Raw genomic sequence first — 16,086 nt, forward strand, 5'->3', positions numbered from 1 at the left:
TGGCAAGGCAAAGCGCGTGAGAGGAGTGGCTTACTCATGTTTGAGGTAAAACGTCTAAACATCAACTACAAGACTTTGGAGGAGTTTCAAAGATTCCGCGAATTTGGCCTGGAGGAGCTTTCGATGAAGGAAGACCTGGAGGCGAACATCGTGGAAAACGATTCCGAATCTCCTTTCTACGGCATCTATGACAATGATTTGCTGGTGGCGCGGATGAGCCTTTACAAAATCGACGGCAAGTACGATCGTTACTTTGCCCCCGCTCAGGATTACTACGAGCTGTGGAAGCTGGAGGTCCTTCCGGATTATCGCGGCAAGGACTACGGTACTGCTCTGGTGAACCATGCCAAGAGCTTCGGTGCCCCGATCAAGACCAACTCCCGCTGTCGTGCGGATGAATTCTGGTTGAAGATGGGTTTTACTCCGGTCAAGTACAACCCGGTCCGTGACCGCGGCGAAAACCCTTATGTATGGCTCCCAGAGGGTGTCGGACTTCAAGACTGACGGGGTTTGAAAAACGAAAGAAGCGGCTATGCGGCCGCTTCTTTTTCATGATTCGCTGTCCCTTGCAGACTTTCGGGTCTATTTTTCCACCCTCTCCAAATTCCCGTTCTCGTCCATTTTGAAAATGGCTTTCACGGGCTCCTCTTCATTCAAGAAGGCCATTTTCCGTGCACGCTCCATGATTTGAACCAACGCTTTGTAATCCTCGTTGACTCCCTGGACCTGTTCCAAGTCTTTTTTCATCCTGTCGTGCGCTTCCTTCAACTCTTTTATCTCCAAAACCTTTCCTTCCAACTCTTGTTCAAGCTGCCGTACCTTTCGGACCAAATCCTTGTGATTCATCAGCATCCGAATCACTGCTTCAATCTGCTCCTCGGCTGAGCCGCTTGGAGAGAGCTGCTGGACCGGCGATTGCTGTTTTCTCAGAAGCTGTGCCTCTCCATTTACCTCTGTTTGGACAGAAGTAAGCCGTCCCATCTTTTTCAACTGCTGCCGCTGGTTTTTCGCTATCACAATCGCTGCGTCATATCTTTTGCGCACACAACTGTTCCAGCGAAATCCGCATGCGGCCGCCGTACGCCCAAGGCGTTGCCCTACTTCTTCAAAAGCAGCAAGCTGCGTCCCGCCCTCGCGAATATGGCGTAGGGTGACTTCCGCCAACACCAGATCGTCATCTTCAGTCCATGCGTCCTGTCTGGAAGCTACCATGTATGAAGTCCCTCCCGTTACCTTTAAAAGGATGATGTACTCCATCCTATGCTTTTTCCTACTCTGGTAGAATCGTTTTCTACTAGAAAAAGTATGTCCAAGCACACAATTGTTTAAACGGGAGCGGAGCTGGCGAGTTCCTATTCTCTATTTGCCTAAAAATTTCTCTACAAGACGCACGTGCTCGTCATTTCCCCATAGCTCGGCGCATTGGCTGACTTCCCGGCGCGTGCGTTCCGCCAGTGACAACCCTTTTCGCTTCCAGGCGAGCATGTCCATATATGCTTCGATGCTGGCCAAGGGACGGGCGGCGATTGCCGCGGCGAACTGTTCCGTCTCCTCGCGCAGGCGCTCAGGATGGCAGACGCGGTCCACCAGTCCGTAGCCTTTCGCTTCTTCGGCGCTGAGTCTTGCCCCTGTCAACAGGAGGGCCAGTGCTTTGGACTCCGGGAGCTTGTCCAGCAGCCGCGAGCCTCCTCCCCAGCCCGTCGTGATATGGAGCCCGATTTGCACAAAGCCCAGCACTGCGGTTTCACTGGCGAACCGAAAGTTGCAGGAAATCGCAAATTCACTGCCCCCGCCGAGCGCATGTCCATTGATCATGGCAATCGTAGGCTTTTTTGCAGTCTCCACTGCCTGGAGCACATCCGCCACCTTGCTGAGGATGGGCAGAGCCTGCTCCTTGCCGCGAGCAGCGATGAATTGCCTCACATCCCCGCCGGAGACGAAGCTCGCACCTTCCCCGGTGAAAATGATTACTTTGATTTCCTTATCCGCCGAAGCGTCCTCGATTGCCTGCTGCAGCTCTTCTGCCATTTCCAGACTGATCGCATTATGTACCTTTGGACGATGAAAAGTGATTGTCGCGATGCCGTCCCGTTTTTCTACCCGAATCGTTTCCACCCGGTCTCCACCCTTTCTCGCTCGTTTTCCCCATTGTAACCCCCTCTGAAAAAAGAGAAAAGAGAAGGGGGCTACCCTTCTCCTCGAATTAGGAAAGCAGGTTTTTCATAGCAGATTGATTGAAGCCGACGATCAGGTTCTCGCCGTCAGTCAAGATCGGACGTTTCAGCAATTGCGGTTCTTCGCTCAACATTTCCAAAAGCTCGCTCACAGACATATCGTTGATGTCCACATCCAGATTTTTGAATCGCTGACTGCGTGTAGACAGGATTTCATCCAACCCGTTCGTTGTCATTTTGATGATCTCCAGCAGTTCTTCTGATGTGGGCGGATTTTTAAACAAATGACGCTCTTCATAGTTCACTCCGTTTTCCGCCAGCCATGCCTTCGCCTTCCGACAGGAAGTACAGCTCGGATACGTGAAAAAAGTCAATTTTTGGGTACGTGTACGCTCTGCAACAGCCATCTTATAACCCTCCATCTCATCTATCGCATAATCAGCTATCTAAAAGTAAGCTAATAAAAAAACCTTTTCTACTTTGGATTATAAATGTGGTATTAACACTATGTCAATAGTATTAAATCTAAAAAATACGATTAGATATAACGGCAATCGACAGCGCTAAAACCCATCGGCTGCACACTCTTACCTTAACAATCGAAGAAAAATCGGATACACTTAATGTAATTTGTCAACGGAAAGGGGAGAACGGTATGGAATGCGATGCTCAGAAACTTACAAGCGCTTTGGCTGATTCTACCCGTTTTTCAATATACCAGTACGTTTCCAACAGCAGGGAGCCCGTTACCGTTCAAGACGTGGCCGAACACTTCTCGATCCATCCCAATGTAGCCCGTCTTCATCTGACCAAGCTTGAGGATGTCAATCTGCTCAGCTCAGCTTCTGACAAGAGCGGAAAAGGCGGGCGTCCCAGCCGTCTATATTCGCTTTCCGATCAGGTGGTCAGCCTGCAATTTCCTCCGCGAGATTACCGCCTCTTGGCGGACATAGCGATAGAAAGCATCCTTTCACTCGGCGAGGCCGGGGAAGCTGCGCTAACCAAGATGGGCTATCGGATGGGAACGGAAATGGCGAAACGCGCCTTGAAGGAGTTCCCTTTAGATGAAAACAAAGCTTCCTTTGAAGAAAAGCTGGAGCATATACACCGGCTGGTCGTCGCCCAAGGCTTGAAGCCTGACATCGAAGCGCTCCAGGACGGACGTTTGCGCTTTCGCGTATTCAATTGCACCTTTTCCGAAACGGCCAAGCGCTATCCTTCCTCTGTATGCAGGATGCATAACGCCTTGTTGACGGGAATATTTGAAACATACTTTGGGCAAATTGAGTTACGAGAAGACGAATCGATGCTGAGCGGCTGCCGCTCATGCAATTACACGGTAGTCCGCGTACCCGAGCTGGACTGCCAAATGTCGGTTGATTAGCTAAACCAGCAGCATTTACCAAGACAGTCAAAAAACCGTCATACCTTCCCGTTTACACGTCTCCTCCTGTCCTATATAATGGGGAAGGAATCTTGTAAATATTGCCGACTTGCTGCAAAAGGAGGGATTACAGATGGATCGTATGTATCGCGTACTGGGCTTCTGGACGATCGCAATCGCGCTGATGTCGTTCTGGGCTGGCTTGTACCCGATGGCCCTGTTGTTCTTCGGCCTGACCGCATTCTTTGTGGCGCTCAGCTACATGAATCTGACTGAGCGGGCATACTTGAACATCTTCTTCGGTTTTATGTTTGTCTCCTTCGTTGGGTTCACCTATTACACGTTCTTCGTGATGCCGGTAGGACCGCAAGAGCACTCCATGATGATTCAATCGTTTCTGTAAGAAAAAAGATGCTCACATCTGATGAGCATCTTTTTTTCTTGGCATCTTCACGCTGCCGTCATCTTTTCTCCCCGTACTTTTCTGCTGTTTGGAAACGAAACCCGTGACTTGTAACCTCCCCTTTTGCTTGCACCAGCACCCGGAACATCCCGCCCAAGCCCCCTGGGTAAATCAGCTGTTGGATTGCTCTGTTCCGTTTCATCGCCTGGCTGGTAAACGGATCTCTGTCCGTATGATTGACCGCTTTTTCCAGTATCCCGCTCCTGATCAGAAACTGATCCTGGCGCATATACGTGACCTTCTGAAATCCCTCCCGCTCCCCTGCGCGGATCAGCGCGGAGAAATTGACATGCGCCGTAATATCTTTGTCGCCGACATGCTCGTATGGATTATCATCGGCTTGGTGACGGCGGTAGCACATCAGCGTCCCCCGCTTTCTGCTCGGATGGTATAGCTCCTCCTGCAAGTCGCCGTAATCGATGGTCATCACGTATCCAGAACGGAGCAGCCGGGAGAGTTGTGCGAATGTCTCCTCGATTCCGAGATTGGCTTCCACCCTCATGCCTGTGGGCAATCCATTGTCAATCTCGGCCAAGTAACGGGCCAGCGGAGGGATCGGGTCCCGATAGCACTCTGCCAATTGATCGCCGTTTTTGGTGACCCATACCTCTTGCCAGCCCTTCTGCGTTTTTTCAGCGATATGTACCGGAAAAGCATCCAGCCACTCATTGGAGAACACGACACCCTGCAGGCTCTCGGATGCTGCCGCTTGCTCGAGACTTTGATAGGCGCGGACAGGCAGCCCCCACTTCGACAGCGCCTGTTTCTGCAGCTCCCTGTGATACGGACTTGCTTCGATCAGGACGACCTGGATGGAATCGAACAAATGCGGAGAGCTCTCCTGCAATCGAGCAAGCATGCCGCTGCACAATGCCCCGGTCCCGCCACCGATCTCTATCAGAGCAGGCGAACGCCATTTTCCCGCGTCCCACATCTCTGCCACCGCGTCAGCCAAGGTCTCCGCAAAAACCGGGTGCACAGATGCACTTGTAAAGAAATCGCCTTCCTTTCCGATCTTTGGGCGGCTGTTTGTATAATAGCCCTCGCTTTCATCATACAACGCCAGCTCCATGAAGCGGACAAACGGGATTGCCCCCTCCGGATGGCTCTCTATTTCCTTGTAAATTCTGGATATTGTCGTCATCTTCACTTCTCCTGCTATCCAAATTCCGCCAACTAAGGCTATAATACGAAAAGAGATCATACAATGTGGTGAGAGCGTATTTGGCTAGTTGCTCCAATCACGCTACGAAACAAAAGGTGAAGAGATGCGTAAAATTTTGCTCGTGTTACTGCTGGCCGCGATTCCGCTTACCGCTTTTGCCCAGGAAGCGCCTCCTTTGGAACAATTGATCCTGCAGCAGCACTTTACACAAAAAGAACTGGAAAGAACCTTGGGCCTGATCAAACAGGAGGAAGGAAAGCTGAGCGGGGAAATAGCCCGTCTCGATCTGGACATGCAACGGCAAAAGGCAGTCATCGAAGCGATGAGGAGACATGCTGGTGAAGTCGCCAGAGCCTATTACATGGGAGAACGAGTGTCGTTTCTGACACTTCTGTTTGATGCCGAGAATTTCAACGATTTTCTGTTGATGTTTGAGTTCCTGCAGCTTCTCTATGAGCGGGATATCTCGCGCCTGGAAAAATTTCAGGCAGAACGCGCCAAGATGACAGCTCTGCAAGCAGACAAGCTGGAACGGTTGACGGCCCTGCAAGACCTGCGCAAGCAATACGAGCTGCAGCTGGCCGAAATGCTGGCCGTCCAGACGGAAAAAGAAAAAAACCTGCAAATGGTTGGAGATGCAACCAGCGTGCAATCGCTGATGGACCATTTGATCGTCGATTGGCAAAAACGCGGTCTGCCCGCCTTCCAAACCTTCTTTACCCAGTTGTCGACCGTCATGTTCCAAATTCCCGAGCTGGCGACACCGGAGAGAATCCAGTCGGAAGGGCTGTTCCTTCACACGCTGACGATCAATCAGAATGATTTCAACCAGTTTCTGATGAGTAAAAACGACCTGTTCAAACAGTCTCGTTTTCAATTTGAAAACAATCAGCTCATCGTTGAAGGTGAATACGATCACATGAAGCTTCGGCTCGTCGGATCATATGAGCTCGTTTCGCCGAAACAGTTGAAATTTAAGATCAATGAATTGTATTTCGACGGCTTTGCCCTGCCTTCCTCCACTGTTGAAGAGATGGAGAAGCAGTACGACCTCGGCTTTTATCCGGAATTGATCTCCCCGAACATTCAGGTGCAGGGGATCAGCATGATGGATGAAGAACTCCGTTTGCAGCTGAAGGTCAACTTCCCCTTTGGCTTCGGAAAAAAATAAATCCCCCTTGCACGCAAAAAAGGCCAGCTTCCTAGCTGGCCTTCGTCTGTTTATTCATCGAATTCAGATGCGTATCCATTTCCTTTTGCAGCCGGTTCAGGAAATCGGCCAGTTCCTTGCCAAGCACAGGCGGCTTCTGACCTTGCTCCATGGCTGAAACAGCGAGCGGTACAGGATAAATGACATAATGACGTTTTCCATTCTTCCGATAATAATGAACATAGGTTGTCGTCCATTCCGCTTTTTCCACTTTGGCTTCTCCTGATTCTCCTTTGTACAAGGTGAGCTTCAGGATCACTCCTACGTCTTTGTAATCCCGGCGTTGGGCGGAAATAAAATTGCCCAGTGAATAGGCAATAAATCCGGTGTGGGTACTCCCATCCTCCAGTGTCATCGTCTTCCATTCATACGGCTGCACGACATGGGGGTGCGCCCCTAGCACCAGGTCGGCTCCGAACTTGATGCACAGCTCGGCAGTCTCCCGCTGCTTGGCGTTTGGCATGCGCTGGTACTCGTTTCCAAAATGGAGCGCGACCGCGACCAGATCGACACCCGCTGCTCTTGCTTTCGCGATGTCTGCCTTGATCAGATCGGGATTGATCAAATTGACCAGGTAAGGCTTATCCTTTGGAATCGGAATGCCATTCGTCCCGTACGTGTACGAGAGCAGCGCCATCGTAAAGCCGTCTTTGTTCAAGATAAGCGGCTCATTGCGGCTTGCTTCGTCCCGAAACGTTCCGGTATGGAGCAAGCCGACCCGATCCAACTGATCGATTGTTCTCCGCACGCCCTTTTCTTTTCGGTCCATGGAATGGTTATTGGCTGTCGTCAGGGCGGTAAAACCGAGCTGTTTTAGCGTATCGGCCAAAGAATCCGGGGAATTGAACATCGGATAACCGGAATAGCGCAGCTCTTGCCCGGCGAGTGTCGTTTCCAGGTTGCCGATCAACCAGTCGGCTTCTTGAAAAATCGGTTTCACGTACGCAAATGACGGTGCAAAATCATAGGTTTTTTTATCCTGCAAAAGAGCGGCTTCCAGTTGTTCGTCATGGACCATGATGTCACCTACAGCCATTAGCGTGATGCGCTGCTCCGGAAAACGGGAAAGCGGTGCCGATAGTCCCGCTGCATGGTTGGTGCCGGACTCTTCGGTTGAGACATCTGCTGGCTCGTCTACAGGTTTGTCTGTTGGTTGGTCTGTTGGTTGGTCTGTTGGTTGGTCTGTTGGTTGGTCTGTTGGTTGGTCCGTTGGTTTGTCTGCAGGTGCCTCAGCAGGTAAGTCAGCCGGCTCTTGAGCCGCGGCGGAAGAGACAGGGGCTGCTGTGGTTTGATCGGTCTTTCCTGTCTGCGGGACACATCCAACTGTTCCCCAGCCAAGCGCAACGACGATCACCAGTGAACACCATTTTTTTCTCATGTGTCAGTAAACTCCTTTTGTTTTCCTGTCCTTCCACTCGCTTCCGTGGGGCGCTCTATCGAAGCATCCCCGTTACGTATGGATTGAAGGTTTTCTCTGCGTCGATCGTCGTTTTGGGGCCATGTCCCGGGTAGACGATCGTATCGTCATCCAGTTCAAACAATTTGTCTTGAATGCTGATCATCAGCGTCTCAAAGTCGCCGCCTGGCAAATCCGTTCTGCCGATGCTCTGGGCAAACAGCACGTCGCCGCCAAAACAATGTTTCCCTATGACAAACGAACAGCTTCCCGGAGAATGGCCCGGTGTATGCAGAACGCGGAGAGAAAAACCGGCAAGCTCCAGCATCTGTCCATCGGCCAATTCATATTCGGCTGGCTCACAAATAATCGGTTCCGGCAAATTCCAGCGACTGGAACCATTCAGGTCGGGATTCGTCAACCATTCACTCTCCAAAGGATGGATGTAGACAGGCGCTTTTGTCAACGCTCTGACAGCATTCAAACCGCCGATATGGTCCAGATGGGCGTGGGTCAGCAGCACAGCCGCTACCTTTTTGCCTTCCAGTGCACGAAGAAGAGGTTCCGGTTCCATTCCCGGATCGATGACGATACATTCCTGTGTTTCCGGATGGGTCAGCACATACGCATTTGTCTGAAACGCTCCAAGCGCAAAGCTCTCGATTTTCATATTGGCCTCTTTCATGTGAAACCTCCTTATGAACTATGATACGATGAAAGAAAACGGCGTAAAGTGGAGTGATGACGATGAAACGAATGTTCGGTGTTGAAATGCAAGCCCCGGCCGGCAAGCTTCCCGGATTCTATGCTCAAGTCATACATAAAATCGGAGACAATGTCAATGTGTTTGACCGCGATGGACAGCTGCTCATCGTTGAAGGCGAGCATGATCGTCAAAAGCTGAACGAGCTGTTGACGAAAGCCTCGATGCTGGGAGAGGAATTCTCCCTTTGGCTTCTCCCTCCCGACACGGAAATCATTCACCTGGATGACATCGGGTTTGAAAGCCAGGAAGGCCATACTTACCTGTATGCAGATCGGGTCGCATTTTTTTCGCTTGATGTATCCGCAGGTGACGATCAGGATCAATGGGCGGCGCTGGAACAAATGAAGGAAACTATCCTCGGGCGCATTCCCTCCACGCCGGCTGATCTGTACCTGATTGATCCTGCCCATGATCAGTTAATCGACGGAATTGCCCGGGCCTACAACATCTCTGTACTCTGGCAGGACAAAGACGTGTAAAAAACCATACGCTACCCGAAGGATGCACGCATGGCTGTTTGCGAACGTTGTATCCCATCTCTGTCAATCGCCAATCGTATCGAAACGAAAACCGATCACCTTGTCATCGTGAATGCTGAATAGCGCCTTGTACTTGCTTCCTTGAAGCGACACTTCCTGCCCGGGCTTCGCCTGGCCATACAGCTCCTGCAAGCGTTGGAAGCTGTCATAGACAGCCAATCCGCGATTCGTGGCAAATTGGGCGGCTTTTTCCGGAGGAACGCCTCCGACTGCGATCGATTTCAAGACACCTTGCTTCACCATGACTATCAGTTGGGTATCGTCGACCAGGAGCAATCCCATGACAACGGTACCGGCTCCGGAAGCCATTTGGTCCAACGTATAGCTCTCTCTCGTCACAGCATCCATAAAATCGGCCTTTGCCGGCTTCAGGACGTCCATCGCCTCTTTGACGTTTTGTCCCAAATAAATGCCGCGAATGCCGTATTCTTGCGGATTTTCCGGATCAAATGCGGCGGACAATCCTCCCTTTGCCGATTCAGCCGATCCGCACGCCTGAAGCAGAAAGACTGTCAGCAGGAAGCAAATTGCCAAAAGTCCGTACTTTCTTCTCATGCCTGCTTCTCCCTTTTTTTCTCAAAATTGCACAAGGCTATCTTATCGCAAGAGCTGTGCAAGGGGCAATAGAGCGTACGGCACTCGGGAAAGGGAAAAGGATGCCTCCTATTGCTTCGGGCCGCTCACCTTTTGCCGCGGCTTGTTGGGGATATGGTTTCCGTTCATATTATGCTTCCAGCACTCGAGAATTTTTAGGAGCGACGCAAAAAACGGAGAGCCGAAGACTGCGACGATTCCCCACATCCACGTACCCAACTGCCAGGAGTTCTCTACAAAAGCAGATGGGGCACCGACTAGAATCAAAGCCGGGTCTAGCCGGAGAAAACCAAAAATCAGACCGGCTGCGACAACAGAGATGAGCAAATTCAGGAATTTTTTGTAGTGGGAAAGCCGGGCAGCATGATTGTGATCCTCCAGCCTGTCTTCTTTTGCTTCGTAATCTGTATTTAGAAAAGGTACGACCGATTTGACAGCCTCTGTCACCCCTGCGGCCGCGCTGGAAACCGCCGTGATGTAAATCAAAAAAGAAATAGATGTATCCAGTGTAACCATGCTTCACTCCCCCCTTGCTTCATCTTTATGGGGAAAGAGACAACCATAGCACATTCGGATATTTTCACCAGCGACAATTTCAAGTAACATTTTTTTGTATGGATACGAAGATGGAAGGCGGTAATGCGAATGAACATTGCACATGCTTGGGATCATTACGATGTAGTCCGCAGTCTTACGCTTGCTACGCTGCAGGCAACGAAGGAAGAGCAGGCCGACATTGTGCCGGAAGGGTTTTCCAACAATATCCGCTGGAATATTGGCCACGTTTTATTTACCCAGGATGCTCTGCTCTACGGGGGAAAAGCTCCGCACCTCCCCGAATCTTATGCGGCCCTGTTCGGCCCCGGCACAAAACCTGCCGATTGGCAAGGGGAGCTTCCTACCCTGGAAACATTGAACCAACAATTGGCAGAGCAAACGGAACGGATTAAAAAAGAGTTTGCCGATCGCTTTGAAGAAAAGCTTCCCAGCCCGTTCAACCTTCGCGGAAAAGCCGAAATCGATACATTTGGGGGCATGTTTTTATTCAGCTTGTACCATGAAGGCATGCACGCAAGCACGGTTACATTGTTGAGAAAAGCTCTGCAAAATCAAGCTTAGCCGTTTGCCCGGGATACCGGGCTTTTTCTTTTGCCTGACAGGAAGTCAAAAAAAATACCACCCGAGAGGTGGCTAAGAGTTTATGGCAGTTCGACCTTGCTGAAATTAAGTATTTGATTGAATATTCAGAACTGAAATCACCACGGGCAGGCCCATTGTGGACCACCATTCAGACATACGCAATCCGGATGAGGTTTTGGCGCTTTGCAGCCAGCGCAAGCTTCCGAATTTGCCGTGACTGAAGAGGACAGCGTAAAAACCAGAGCTGCTCCGAGTAGAATACCAGCCAGTTTTTTCATTGTTTTCACCTCCTTATTTACTATATATTCACTATATTCCATATATTCCCTTTATCGAAAAAGCACTTTATTTGTCGATTCGTTGTCTATCTTTTTACCAAAAGATTGCTGATCGCGTTTTTAGCCATAAATCAAAACCGCTCCCAAATTGGGAGCGGCCGTGTCGAACCCGTTGCTATGGGGTAGTACCGATTATTCTCTTTAGCTCCTCAACCTCCGTAACAGAGTTTGTCTTACCTAAAGAGTACGGTGTCCGCCAGTTCGATTGATATCGAGAGCGTGATCATGACCATCCACGGTTCTTCGCCTCCTGGAAGGCTTTCGCCGATTTTGATTCATGGATCATCGGGTTCGACAATCCTAGTATGTCCGGATTCGCTTGCACTATGCACACTTACAGCAAGTCTGCCGCAAGCTGTGCCAGAACGCTGCGCTCCCCTTTTTCCAAGCGGATATGACCAGCCAGTTTCTGATCCTTAAACATCTCCACCACGTACGTAAGTCCATTGTTGCTCTCGTCCAGGTATGGATGGTCGATCTGCTCGGGATCTCCCATCAATACGATCTTCGACCCTTCCCCCACCCTAGTCAAAATGGTTTTCACTTCATGCTTTGTCAGGTTTTGCGCTTCATCAATGATAATGTACTGCTCCGGAATGGAACGCCCGCGGATATACGTCAGCGCTTCTACCTGAATGCTGCCCATCCCTGCCAATATTTTGTCAAGGTCACCGGAGCGTTTTGTATTGAACAAATACTCCAAATTATCGTAAATCGGCTGCATCCAGGGACGAAGCTTCTCTTCCTTCTCACCGGGCAAATAGCCAATGTCTTTCCCCAACGGGACGATTGGCCTTGCTACAAGCAGCTTCTTGTATGTTTGCAAATCTTCAATTTGCAAAAGCCCCGCAGCCAATGCCAGCAAGGTCTTCCCGGTACCCGCTTTTCCTGTCATCGTCACCAGCGGAATATCCTCTCGCAAGAGCAATTCGAAAGCCATCCGCTGCTGGACATTGCGGGCCCTGATTCCCCAGATCGGATCGTCGTCAGCGACCAGCATCTCCAGATTCTTTCCATCGATGTCAACCTTCCCGATAGCCGATATGGACGGATTCAACTCATCCTTCAGCACCAGGAACTGATGGGGATAAAAACGCTGCTGCGGAAAACAGGTGGAAAGTGACAACTTTCGGCTGCCGTAATAATTTTTGATGATTTCCGGGGCAACCTGCATTTTGTGATAACCACTGTAAATGTGGGAATACTCGCCGACGACGCGGTCCGAAAGAAAGTCCTCGGCAATCAGTCCAAGCGCATCAGCTTTCACTCGCATCAGGGCATCCTTCGAGACGAGTATGACAGGGCGTGGTTGAGGCAAGAGGTTTTCTTCTTCCTGCAAGTTAAGCGCTACCGCCAGAATGCGGTTGTCATTGGTCATTTCCGTAAATTGCTTTTGAAGCTTGGCAAGCGAGGAATGGTTCAATTCGACGCGCAATAGCGCACCCGTTTCCAAAAGGATGCCTTGATGCAGATGCCCCAATTCGCGAAAGCTGTCAAACAGCCGCGACACATAACGAGCGTTGCGGCCAATCTCGTCCATATAGCGCTTTTTAGAATCAATTTCTTCCAACACCACGGCGGGTATGACGATTTCGTTATCCGCAAAGGAAAACATCGCTCGTGGATCTTGCAGGAGTACGTTGGTGTCCAGCACGTAGATTTTCTTCAAAATCTCGCCTCCTATTACCCATCTGTTATACCCTATGCAATTGCGGGTGGGATGCTCAGTAGCCGCGACGTGATGTACTACAGTCTATGTCGGCAAGAGTGAAGATAGACGAGTCCCGCATGAAAAGGTGGACAGGAGAACAAAATACAGATAATCATGCATGACTTGTGTGGGAGCAACTTAAGAAGCGAAGGAGAATGACCGTGAAGCGGACAGCCGTACTTGTACTCAGTGTCAGCCTGCTGCTCTCCGCCTGCATGTCTGGCAACAAGCCTCCCGGGAATCAAGCAGCACCGCAGCCCGGGAAACGGGCAGATGAAACGCAGCGCGTACAGCAAACAGCACCGTCCCCTGGCTATAACCAATCGTCACAAGCTACTGCAGACCGGCTGGTCCAACTGGCCACCCGTGTACCAAACGTAAAGGATGCCACCGCTGTTGTATTGGGCAAATGGGCTGTTGTCGGCATCGACATCAACGCCCACCTGGATCGCCCTGAAGTAGGGGTCATCAAATATACAGTGGCAGAAGCCTTGAAGGAAGATCCCCAAGGCGCCACTGCGCTCGTAACGGCCGATCCCGACATCGTTCAACGCTTGCGGGAAATGTCCACTGATATGCAAAAAGGCCGGCCCGTGGCGGGTATTGCGGAAGAATTGGCTGATATTGTCGGACGCATCATTCCCCAAGCCCCTCGCGATGTTCAAATGAAAGAGGAAGCGCCATCCAGAGAAAACGAACAACGCCTGAACAACAGCGGCAACGCAAAACCGGAAGGAAATCGCAAAATACCGGTCAACCGGCAGTAAAAAGCTCCTCAATAAAAAGGCATTCTCCCGGTTATGCCCCGGAGAATGCCTTGCTTTTGCTTTCAGATAAAGCGGCCTCTACACCTTCAAGCGCCTGTTCCAGGTCGCGGACGAGGTCGTCAGCGTCTTCCAGTCCGGCGGATAAGCGAATCAATCCGTCCGTTATACCGCGACGCTCTCTTTCTGCCGCTGGCATAGCGGCATGTGACATCATCGCCGGATACGACAGAATGGTTTCTACGGCTCCGAGACTGACCGCTACGATCGGAAGCGTAACCCGATCAAACAAAGCCTTCGCCCGCTCTCTGCTGCCCACATCAAAGGACAGCACGGCTCCGTGGCCGCTCGCCTGCCTCGATTGGAGCTGGTGGCCGGGATGACCCTCTAGTCCCGTATAATGTACCTTTGCAACGGAAGGATGATTTGCGAGCCATCGAGCGATCTTTTCCGCTGTTTGGGTGCTTACATCCAGTCTGGCTTTCAGCGATTTCAGCCCGCGCATCACCAGCCAGGAATCCTGCGCTCCGAGTACCGCTCCCATGCCGTTTTGGATAAAGTAAAGCTGTTCACCCAGCTCAGCATCCTTGGTAACAGCCAGCCCTGCAACGACATCGCTGTGGCCGCCGATGAACTTCGTCGCTGAGTGGATGACGATATCTGCTCCGAGTTCAAGCGGACGCTGGTAGTACGGGGTCAGAAACGTATTGTCGACAATGACTATGATATTCTTGGCCTTTGCGATATGGCAGACAGCTGCGATGTCTGTCACCTTCAACGTCGGATTAGAAGGTGTCTCCAGGTAGATCCCGCGAGTGCGAGGAGTGACGGCTCTCTCCACTGCCTCTACGCAGGTCGTATCCACGAACGTAACGTCAATATTCATGCGGGACAACACTTTGGTCAAAAAGCGATACGTTCCGCCGTAGACATCTTCTGCCACGACAACATGATCGCCCGCGGAAAACAGCATAAACACGCTGGAAATCGCGGCCATGCCGGAAGCAAATGCAAATCCCCGCGCACCGCCCTCCAGGACGGCAATCGCCTCTTCCAATGCATGCCGGGTCGGGTTGCCGGACCGCGCATAGTCGTATGCGCCCGGACGGTCCAAATCCGCTTGGTGAAACGTAGATGCCTGGTAAATCGGCGTGGATGCCGCACCGGTCACCGGATCGAAACAAGATGTCCCGTGAAGCAGTTTCGTGGCAAATTTCATCGTCTACACCCTTCCGCTACCAGACTTGCATCGAGAGCCTGTATCAAATCATGAATCAAATCATCCGGATGTTCAACTCCTACCGACAATCGCAGCAAACGATCACAGACCCCGACGTATTCTCGAATTTTTTGCGGAATGTCGGCATGAGTCTGTGTCGCCGGATACGTGCACAAAGACTCGACGCCTCCCAGACTCTCCGCAAAAGAGATGATGCGCAAGTTTTCCAAAAACGGCCCCACCTGAGCAGAGAAGCGAACGCGGAAGGACACCATGCCGCTGTAACCGGTCGCCTGTTTGCTCTGAATCTCGTAGCCGGGATGATCGTCCAATCCCGGATAGAATACATCGGTGACCGCCGGATGCTCCCGCAGTTTGCGCGCAACCTGGAGAGCATTGCTCTGATGTCGCTCCATACGCAAAGCGAGCGTCTTCATGCCTCTGACCAGCAGCCAGCAATCCTGTGGGCCGAGGGTTGCACCGATGGAGTTGTGCAAAAACCGGACCTTTTCAGACAACTCAGCGCCTTTTGTCACAATCAGGCCAGCCAGCACGTCATTGTGGCCTCCAAGATATTTCGTCCCGCTATGGAGCACCAGATCTGCCCCCAGCTCCAGTGGACGCTGATAGTACGGCGTCATAAAGGTATTGTCCACGATGGTCAGCAAACCGCTTCGTTTGGCGATCCCGGCTACGCAAGCGATATCCGTTATTTGCATCAGCGGATTTGTCGGCGTCTCGATGAGAACGGCTTTTGTCTCCGGACGGATCGCGCCCGCAAATGCCTGAAGATCGCGCAGATCAACATAGCTGAACTGGAGCCCGTAGCGGGAAAGGACCTGCTCAAAAAGACGGTATGTCCCACCGTATAAATCAAGCGAAACGATCAAATGGTCGCCTTGAGAAAAAAGTCCCATGACTGTGTGAATCGCTGCCATCCCGGAAGCACAGGCAAAACCGGCATCACCGCACTCGGCCTCTGCGATCGCCTCCTCCAGCACCTTGCGTGTCGGATTGGCCGTACGGGTGTAATCGTATCCGGTACTTTGACCAAGAGACGGGTGGCGGTAAGCGGTCGCATAGTAAACCGGGAAGCTTACCGCGCCCGTGATCGTATCACGACCTACCCCCGCCTGTACCAGTTTCGTTTCCAGATGCATAGCAATCTCTCCCTCTGCTTTGATGTTGAGGGCATGAAAAAGCCCTCTTTTCTTTTGAAAAGA

The 16,086-nt window shown here is 51.3% G+C and carries 18 protein-coding genes; 7 read left to right on the top strand and 11 right to left on the bottom strand.

Annotated elements, in window-relative coordinates; genetic code table 11:
- The first annotated feature begins 36 nt into the window (after positions 1–36).
- Positions 37–504: an N-acetyltransferase gene (locus NST37_RS16330; RefSeq protein WP_003386284.1), complete on the top strand. Its 468-nt coding sequence runs from the start codon at positions 37–39 to the stop codon at positions 502–504.
- A gap of 78 nt (positions 505–582) precedes the next feature.
- Here the strand turns inward: NST37_RS16330 and NST37_RS16335 are convergent, their stop codons facing one another.
- From NST37_RS16335 to NST37_RS16345, 3 genes are all read right to left on the bottom strand, one after another.
- Positions 583–1,212, bottom strand: a complete 630-nt coding sequence (locus NST37_RS16335; protein ID WP_024983991.1) for an RsfA family transcriptional regulator — start codon at positions 1,210–1,212, stop codon at positions 583–585.
- Between the two features lie 147 nt (positions 1,213–1,359).
- The gene (locus tag NST37_RS16340; protein ID WP_003386286.1) at positions 1,360–2,115 is read right to left on the bottom strand and encodes an enoyl-CoA hydratase/isomerase family protein; all 756 of its coding nucleotides are present in this window, start codon (positions 2,113–2,115) and stop codon (positions 1,360–1,362) included.
- A gap of 88 nt (positions 2,116–2,203) precedes the next feature.
- On the bottom strand, positions 2,204–2,581 hold the full coding sequence (locus NST37_RS16345; protein ID WP_003386287.1) for a Spx/MgsR family RNA polymerase-binding regulatory protein: 378 nt from the start codon (positions 2,579–2,581) through the stop codon (positions 2,204–2,206).
- 248 nt (positions 2,582–2,829) lie between these two features.
- Between NST37_RS16345 and NST37_RS16350 the strand changes: the two genes are divergently transcribed.
- Together NST37_RS16350 and NST37_RS16355 are read left to right on the top strand one after the other, a co-directional pair.
- Positions 2,830–3,558, top strand: coding sequence for a helix-turn-helix domain-containing protein (locus NST37_RS16350; RefSeq protein ID WP_024983993.1), 729 nt, complete (start codon positions 2,830–2,832; stop codon positions 3,556–3,558).
- Between the two features lie 133 nt (positions 3,559–3,691).
- Positions 3,692–3,961 carry a DUF2626 domain-containing protein gene (locus tag NST37_RS16355; RefSeq protein ID WP_003386289.1) on the top strand — a complete coding sequence of 90 codons (270 nt, stop codon included), beginning with the start codon at positions 3,692–3,694 and terminating at the stop codon, positions 3,959–3,961.
- A 58-nt stretch (positions 3,962–4,019) separates the two neighbouring features.
- Here NST37_RS16355 and NST37_RS16360 read toward each other — a convergent pair whose 3' ends face one another.
- On the bottom strand, positions 4,020–5,165 hold the full coding sequence (locus NST37_RS16360) for an SAM-dependent methyltransferase (protein WP_339185569.1): 1,146 nt from the start codon (positions 5,163–5,165) through the stop codon (positions 4,020–4,022).
- Between the two features lie 124 nt (positions 5,166–5,289).
- Here NST37_RS16360 and NST37_RS16365 point away from each other — a divergent pair, with 124 nt between their 5' ends.
- On the top strand, positions 5,290–6,357 hold the full coding sequence (locus NST37_RS16365; RefSeq protein ID WP_003386291.1) for a hypothetical protein: 1,068 nt from the start codon (positions 5,290–5,292) through the stop codon (positions 6,355–6,357).
- Positions 6,358–6,388: 31 nt separating this feature from the next.
- Here NST37_RS16365 and NST37_RS16370 read toward each other — a convergent pair whose 3' ends face one another.
- Positions 6,389–7,774 (bottom strand): CapA family protein, encoded by a 1,386-nt coding sequence (locus tag NST37_RS16370; protein WP_339185570.1) that lies wholly within the window; start codon positions 7,772–7,774, stop codon positions 6,389–6,391.
- A gap of 55 nt (positions 7,775–7,829) precedes the next feature.
- Entirely contained in the window at positions 7,830–8,477 is a 648-nt protein-coding gene (locus NST37_RS16375; protein WP_003386293.1) for an MBL fold metallo-hydrolase, read from the bottom strand.
- 62 nt (positions 8,478–8,539) lie between these two features.
- On the opposite strand from NST37_RS16375, the gene NST37_RS16380 reads away from it, so the two are divergent.
- Positions 8,540–9,037: a hypothetical protein gene (locus tag NST37_RS16380; RefSeq protein ID WP_003386294.1), complete on the top strand. Its 498-nt coding sequence runs from the start codon at positions 8,540–8,542 to the stop codon at positions 9,035–9,037.
- Between the two features lie 63 nt (positions 9,038–9,100).
- Here the strand turns inward: NST37_RS16380 and NST37_RS16385 are convergent, their stop codons facing one another.
- Positions 9,101–9,652, bottom strand: a complete 552-nt coding sequence (locus NST37_RS16385; protein ID WP_003386296.1) for a hypothetical protein — start codon at positions 9,650–9,652, stop codon at positions 9,101–9,103.
- 108 nt (positions 9,653–9,760) lie between these two features.
- Positions 9,761–10,207 carry a hypothetical protein gene (locus NST37_RS16390; protein WP_003386298.1) on the bottom strand — a complete coding sequence of 149 codons (447 nt, stop codon included), beginning with the start codon at positions 10,205–10,207 and terminating at the stop codon, positions 9,761–9,763.
- Between the two features lie 129 nt (positions 10,208–10,336).
- Here NST37_RS16390 and NST37_RS16395 point away from each other — a divergent pair, with 129 nt between their 5' ends.
- Positions 10,337–10,810, top strand: a complete 474-nt coding sequence (locus NST37_RS16395; RefSeq protein WP_003386299.1) for a DinB family protein — start codon at positions 10,337–10,339, stop codon at positions 10,808–10,810.
- A gap of 693 nt (positions 10,811–11,503) precedes the next feature.
- Here NST37_RS16395 and NST37_RS16400 read toward each other — a convergent pair.
- Positions 11,504–12,838, bottom strand: coding sequence for a PhoH family protein (locus NST37_RS16400; RefSeq protein WP_003386300.1), 1,335 nt, complete (start codon positions 12,836–12,838; stop codon positions 11,504–11,506).
- A gap of 197 nt (positions 12,839–13,035) precedes the next feature.
- Between NST37_RS16400 and NST37_RS16405 the strand changes: the two genes are divergently transcribed.
- Complete coding sequence (locus tag NST37_RS16405; protein WP_339185571.1) at positions 13,036–13,647, top strand: YhcN/YlaJ family sporulation lipoprotein; 612 nt, start codon at positions 13,036–13,038, stop codon at positions 13,645–13,647.
- Positions 13,648–13,678: 31 nt separating this feature from the next.
- Here the strand turns inward: NST37_RS16405 and NST37_RS16410 are convergent, their stop codons facing one another.
- Together NST37_RS16410 and NST37_RS16415 are read right to left on the bottom strand one after the other, a co-directional pair.
- On the bottom strand, positions 13,679–14,863 hold the full coding sequence (locus NST37_RS16410; RefSeq protein ID WP_003386302.1) for an aminotransferase class I/II-fold pyridoxal phosphate-dependent enzyme: 1,185 nt from the start codon (positions 14,861–14,863) through the stop codon (positions 13,679–13,681).
- On the bottom strand, positions 14,860–16,023 hold the full coding sequence (locus NST37_RS16415) for an aminotransferase class I/II-fold pyridoxal phosphate-dependent enzyme (RefSeq protein WP_003386303.1): 1,164 nt from the start codon (positions 16,021–16,023) through the stop codon (positions 14,860–14,862). The genes NST37_RS16410 and NST37_RS16415 overlap by 4 nt, the downstream gene beginning before the upstream one ends.
- Between the last annotated feature and the right edge of the window lie 63 nt (positions 16,024–16,086).

Source organism: Brevibacillus sp. FSL K6-6036, assembly GCF_037964015.1.
Taxonomy (GTDB): domain Bacteria; phylum Bacillota; class Bacilli; order Brevibacillales; family Brevibacillaceae; genus Brevibacillus; species Brevibacillus borstelensis.

Bases quoted from the DNA above. Each gene is read 5' to 3' on its own strand.
- NST37_RS16330 (WP_003386284.1), top strand. From the start codon at position 37: ATGTTTGAGGTAAAACGTCTAAACATCAACTACAAGACTTTGGAGGAG.
- NST37_RS16335 (WP_024983991.1), bottom strand. From the start codon at position 1,212: ATGGTAGCTTCCAGACAGGACGCATGGACTGAAGATGACGATCTGGTG.
- NST37_RS16345 (WP_003386287.1), bottom strand. From the start codon at position 2,581: ATGGCTGTTGCAGAGCGTACACGTACCCAAAAATTGACTTTTTTCACG.
- NST37_RS16350 (WP_024983993.1), top strand. From the start codon at position 2,830: ATGGAATGCGATGCTCAGAAACTTACAAGCGCTTTGGCTGATTCTACC.
- NST37_RS16355 (WP_003386289.1), top strand. From the start codon at position 3,692: ATGGATCGTATGTATCGCGTACTGGGCTTCTGGACGATCGCAATCGCG.
- NST37_RS16360 (WP_339185569.1), bottom strand. From the start codon at position 5,165: ATGACGACAATATCCAGAATTTACAAGGAAATAGAGAGCCATCCGGAG.
- NST37_RS16365 (WP_003386291.1), top strand. From the start codon at position 5,290: ATGCGTAAAATTTTGCTCGTGTTACTGCTGGCCGCGATTCCGCTTACC.
- NST37_RS16370 (WP_339185570.1), bottom strand. From the start codon at position 7,774: ATGAGAAAAAAATGGTGTTCACTGGTGATCGTCGTTGCGCTTGGCTGG.
- NST37_RS16375 (WP_003386293.1), bottom strand. From the start codon at position 8,477: ATGAAAGAGGCCAATATGAAAATCGAGAGCTTTGCGCTTGGAGCGTTT.
- NST37_RS16380 (WP_003386294.1), top strand. From the start codon at position 8,540: ATGAAACGAATGTTCGGTGTTGAAATGCAAGCCCCGGCCGGCAAGCTT.
- NST37_RS16385 (WP_003386296.1), bottom strand. From the start codon at position 9,652: ATGAGAAGAAAGTACGGACTTTTGGCAATTTGCTTCCTGCTGACAGTC.
- NST37_RS16390 (WP_003386298.1), bottom strand. From the start codon at position 10,207: ATGGTTACACTGGATACATCTATTTCTTTTTTGATTTACATCACGGCG.
- NST37_RS16395 (WP_003386299.1), top strand. From the start codon at position 10,337: ATGAACATTGCACATGCTTGGGATCATTACGATGTAGTCCGCAGTCTT.
- NST37_RS16405 (WP_339185571.1), top strand. From the start codon at position 13,036: ATGACCGTGAAGCGGACAGCCGTACTTGTACTCAGTGTCAGCCTGCTG.
- NST37_RS16410 (WP_003386302.1), bottom strand. From the start codon at position 14,863: ATGAAATTTGCCACGAAACTGCTTCACGGGACATCTTGTTTCGATCCG.
- NST37_RS16415 (WP_003386303.1), bottom strand. From the start codon at position 16,023: ATGCATCTGGAAACGAAACTGGTACAGGCGGGGGTAGGTCGTGATACG.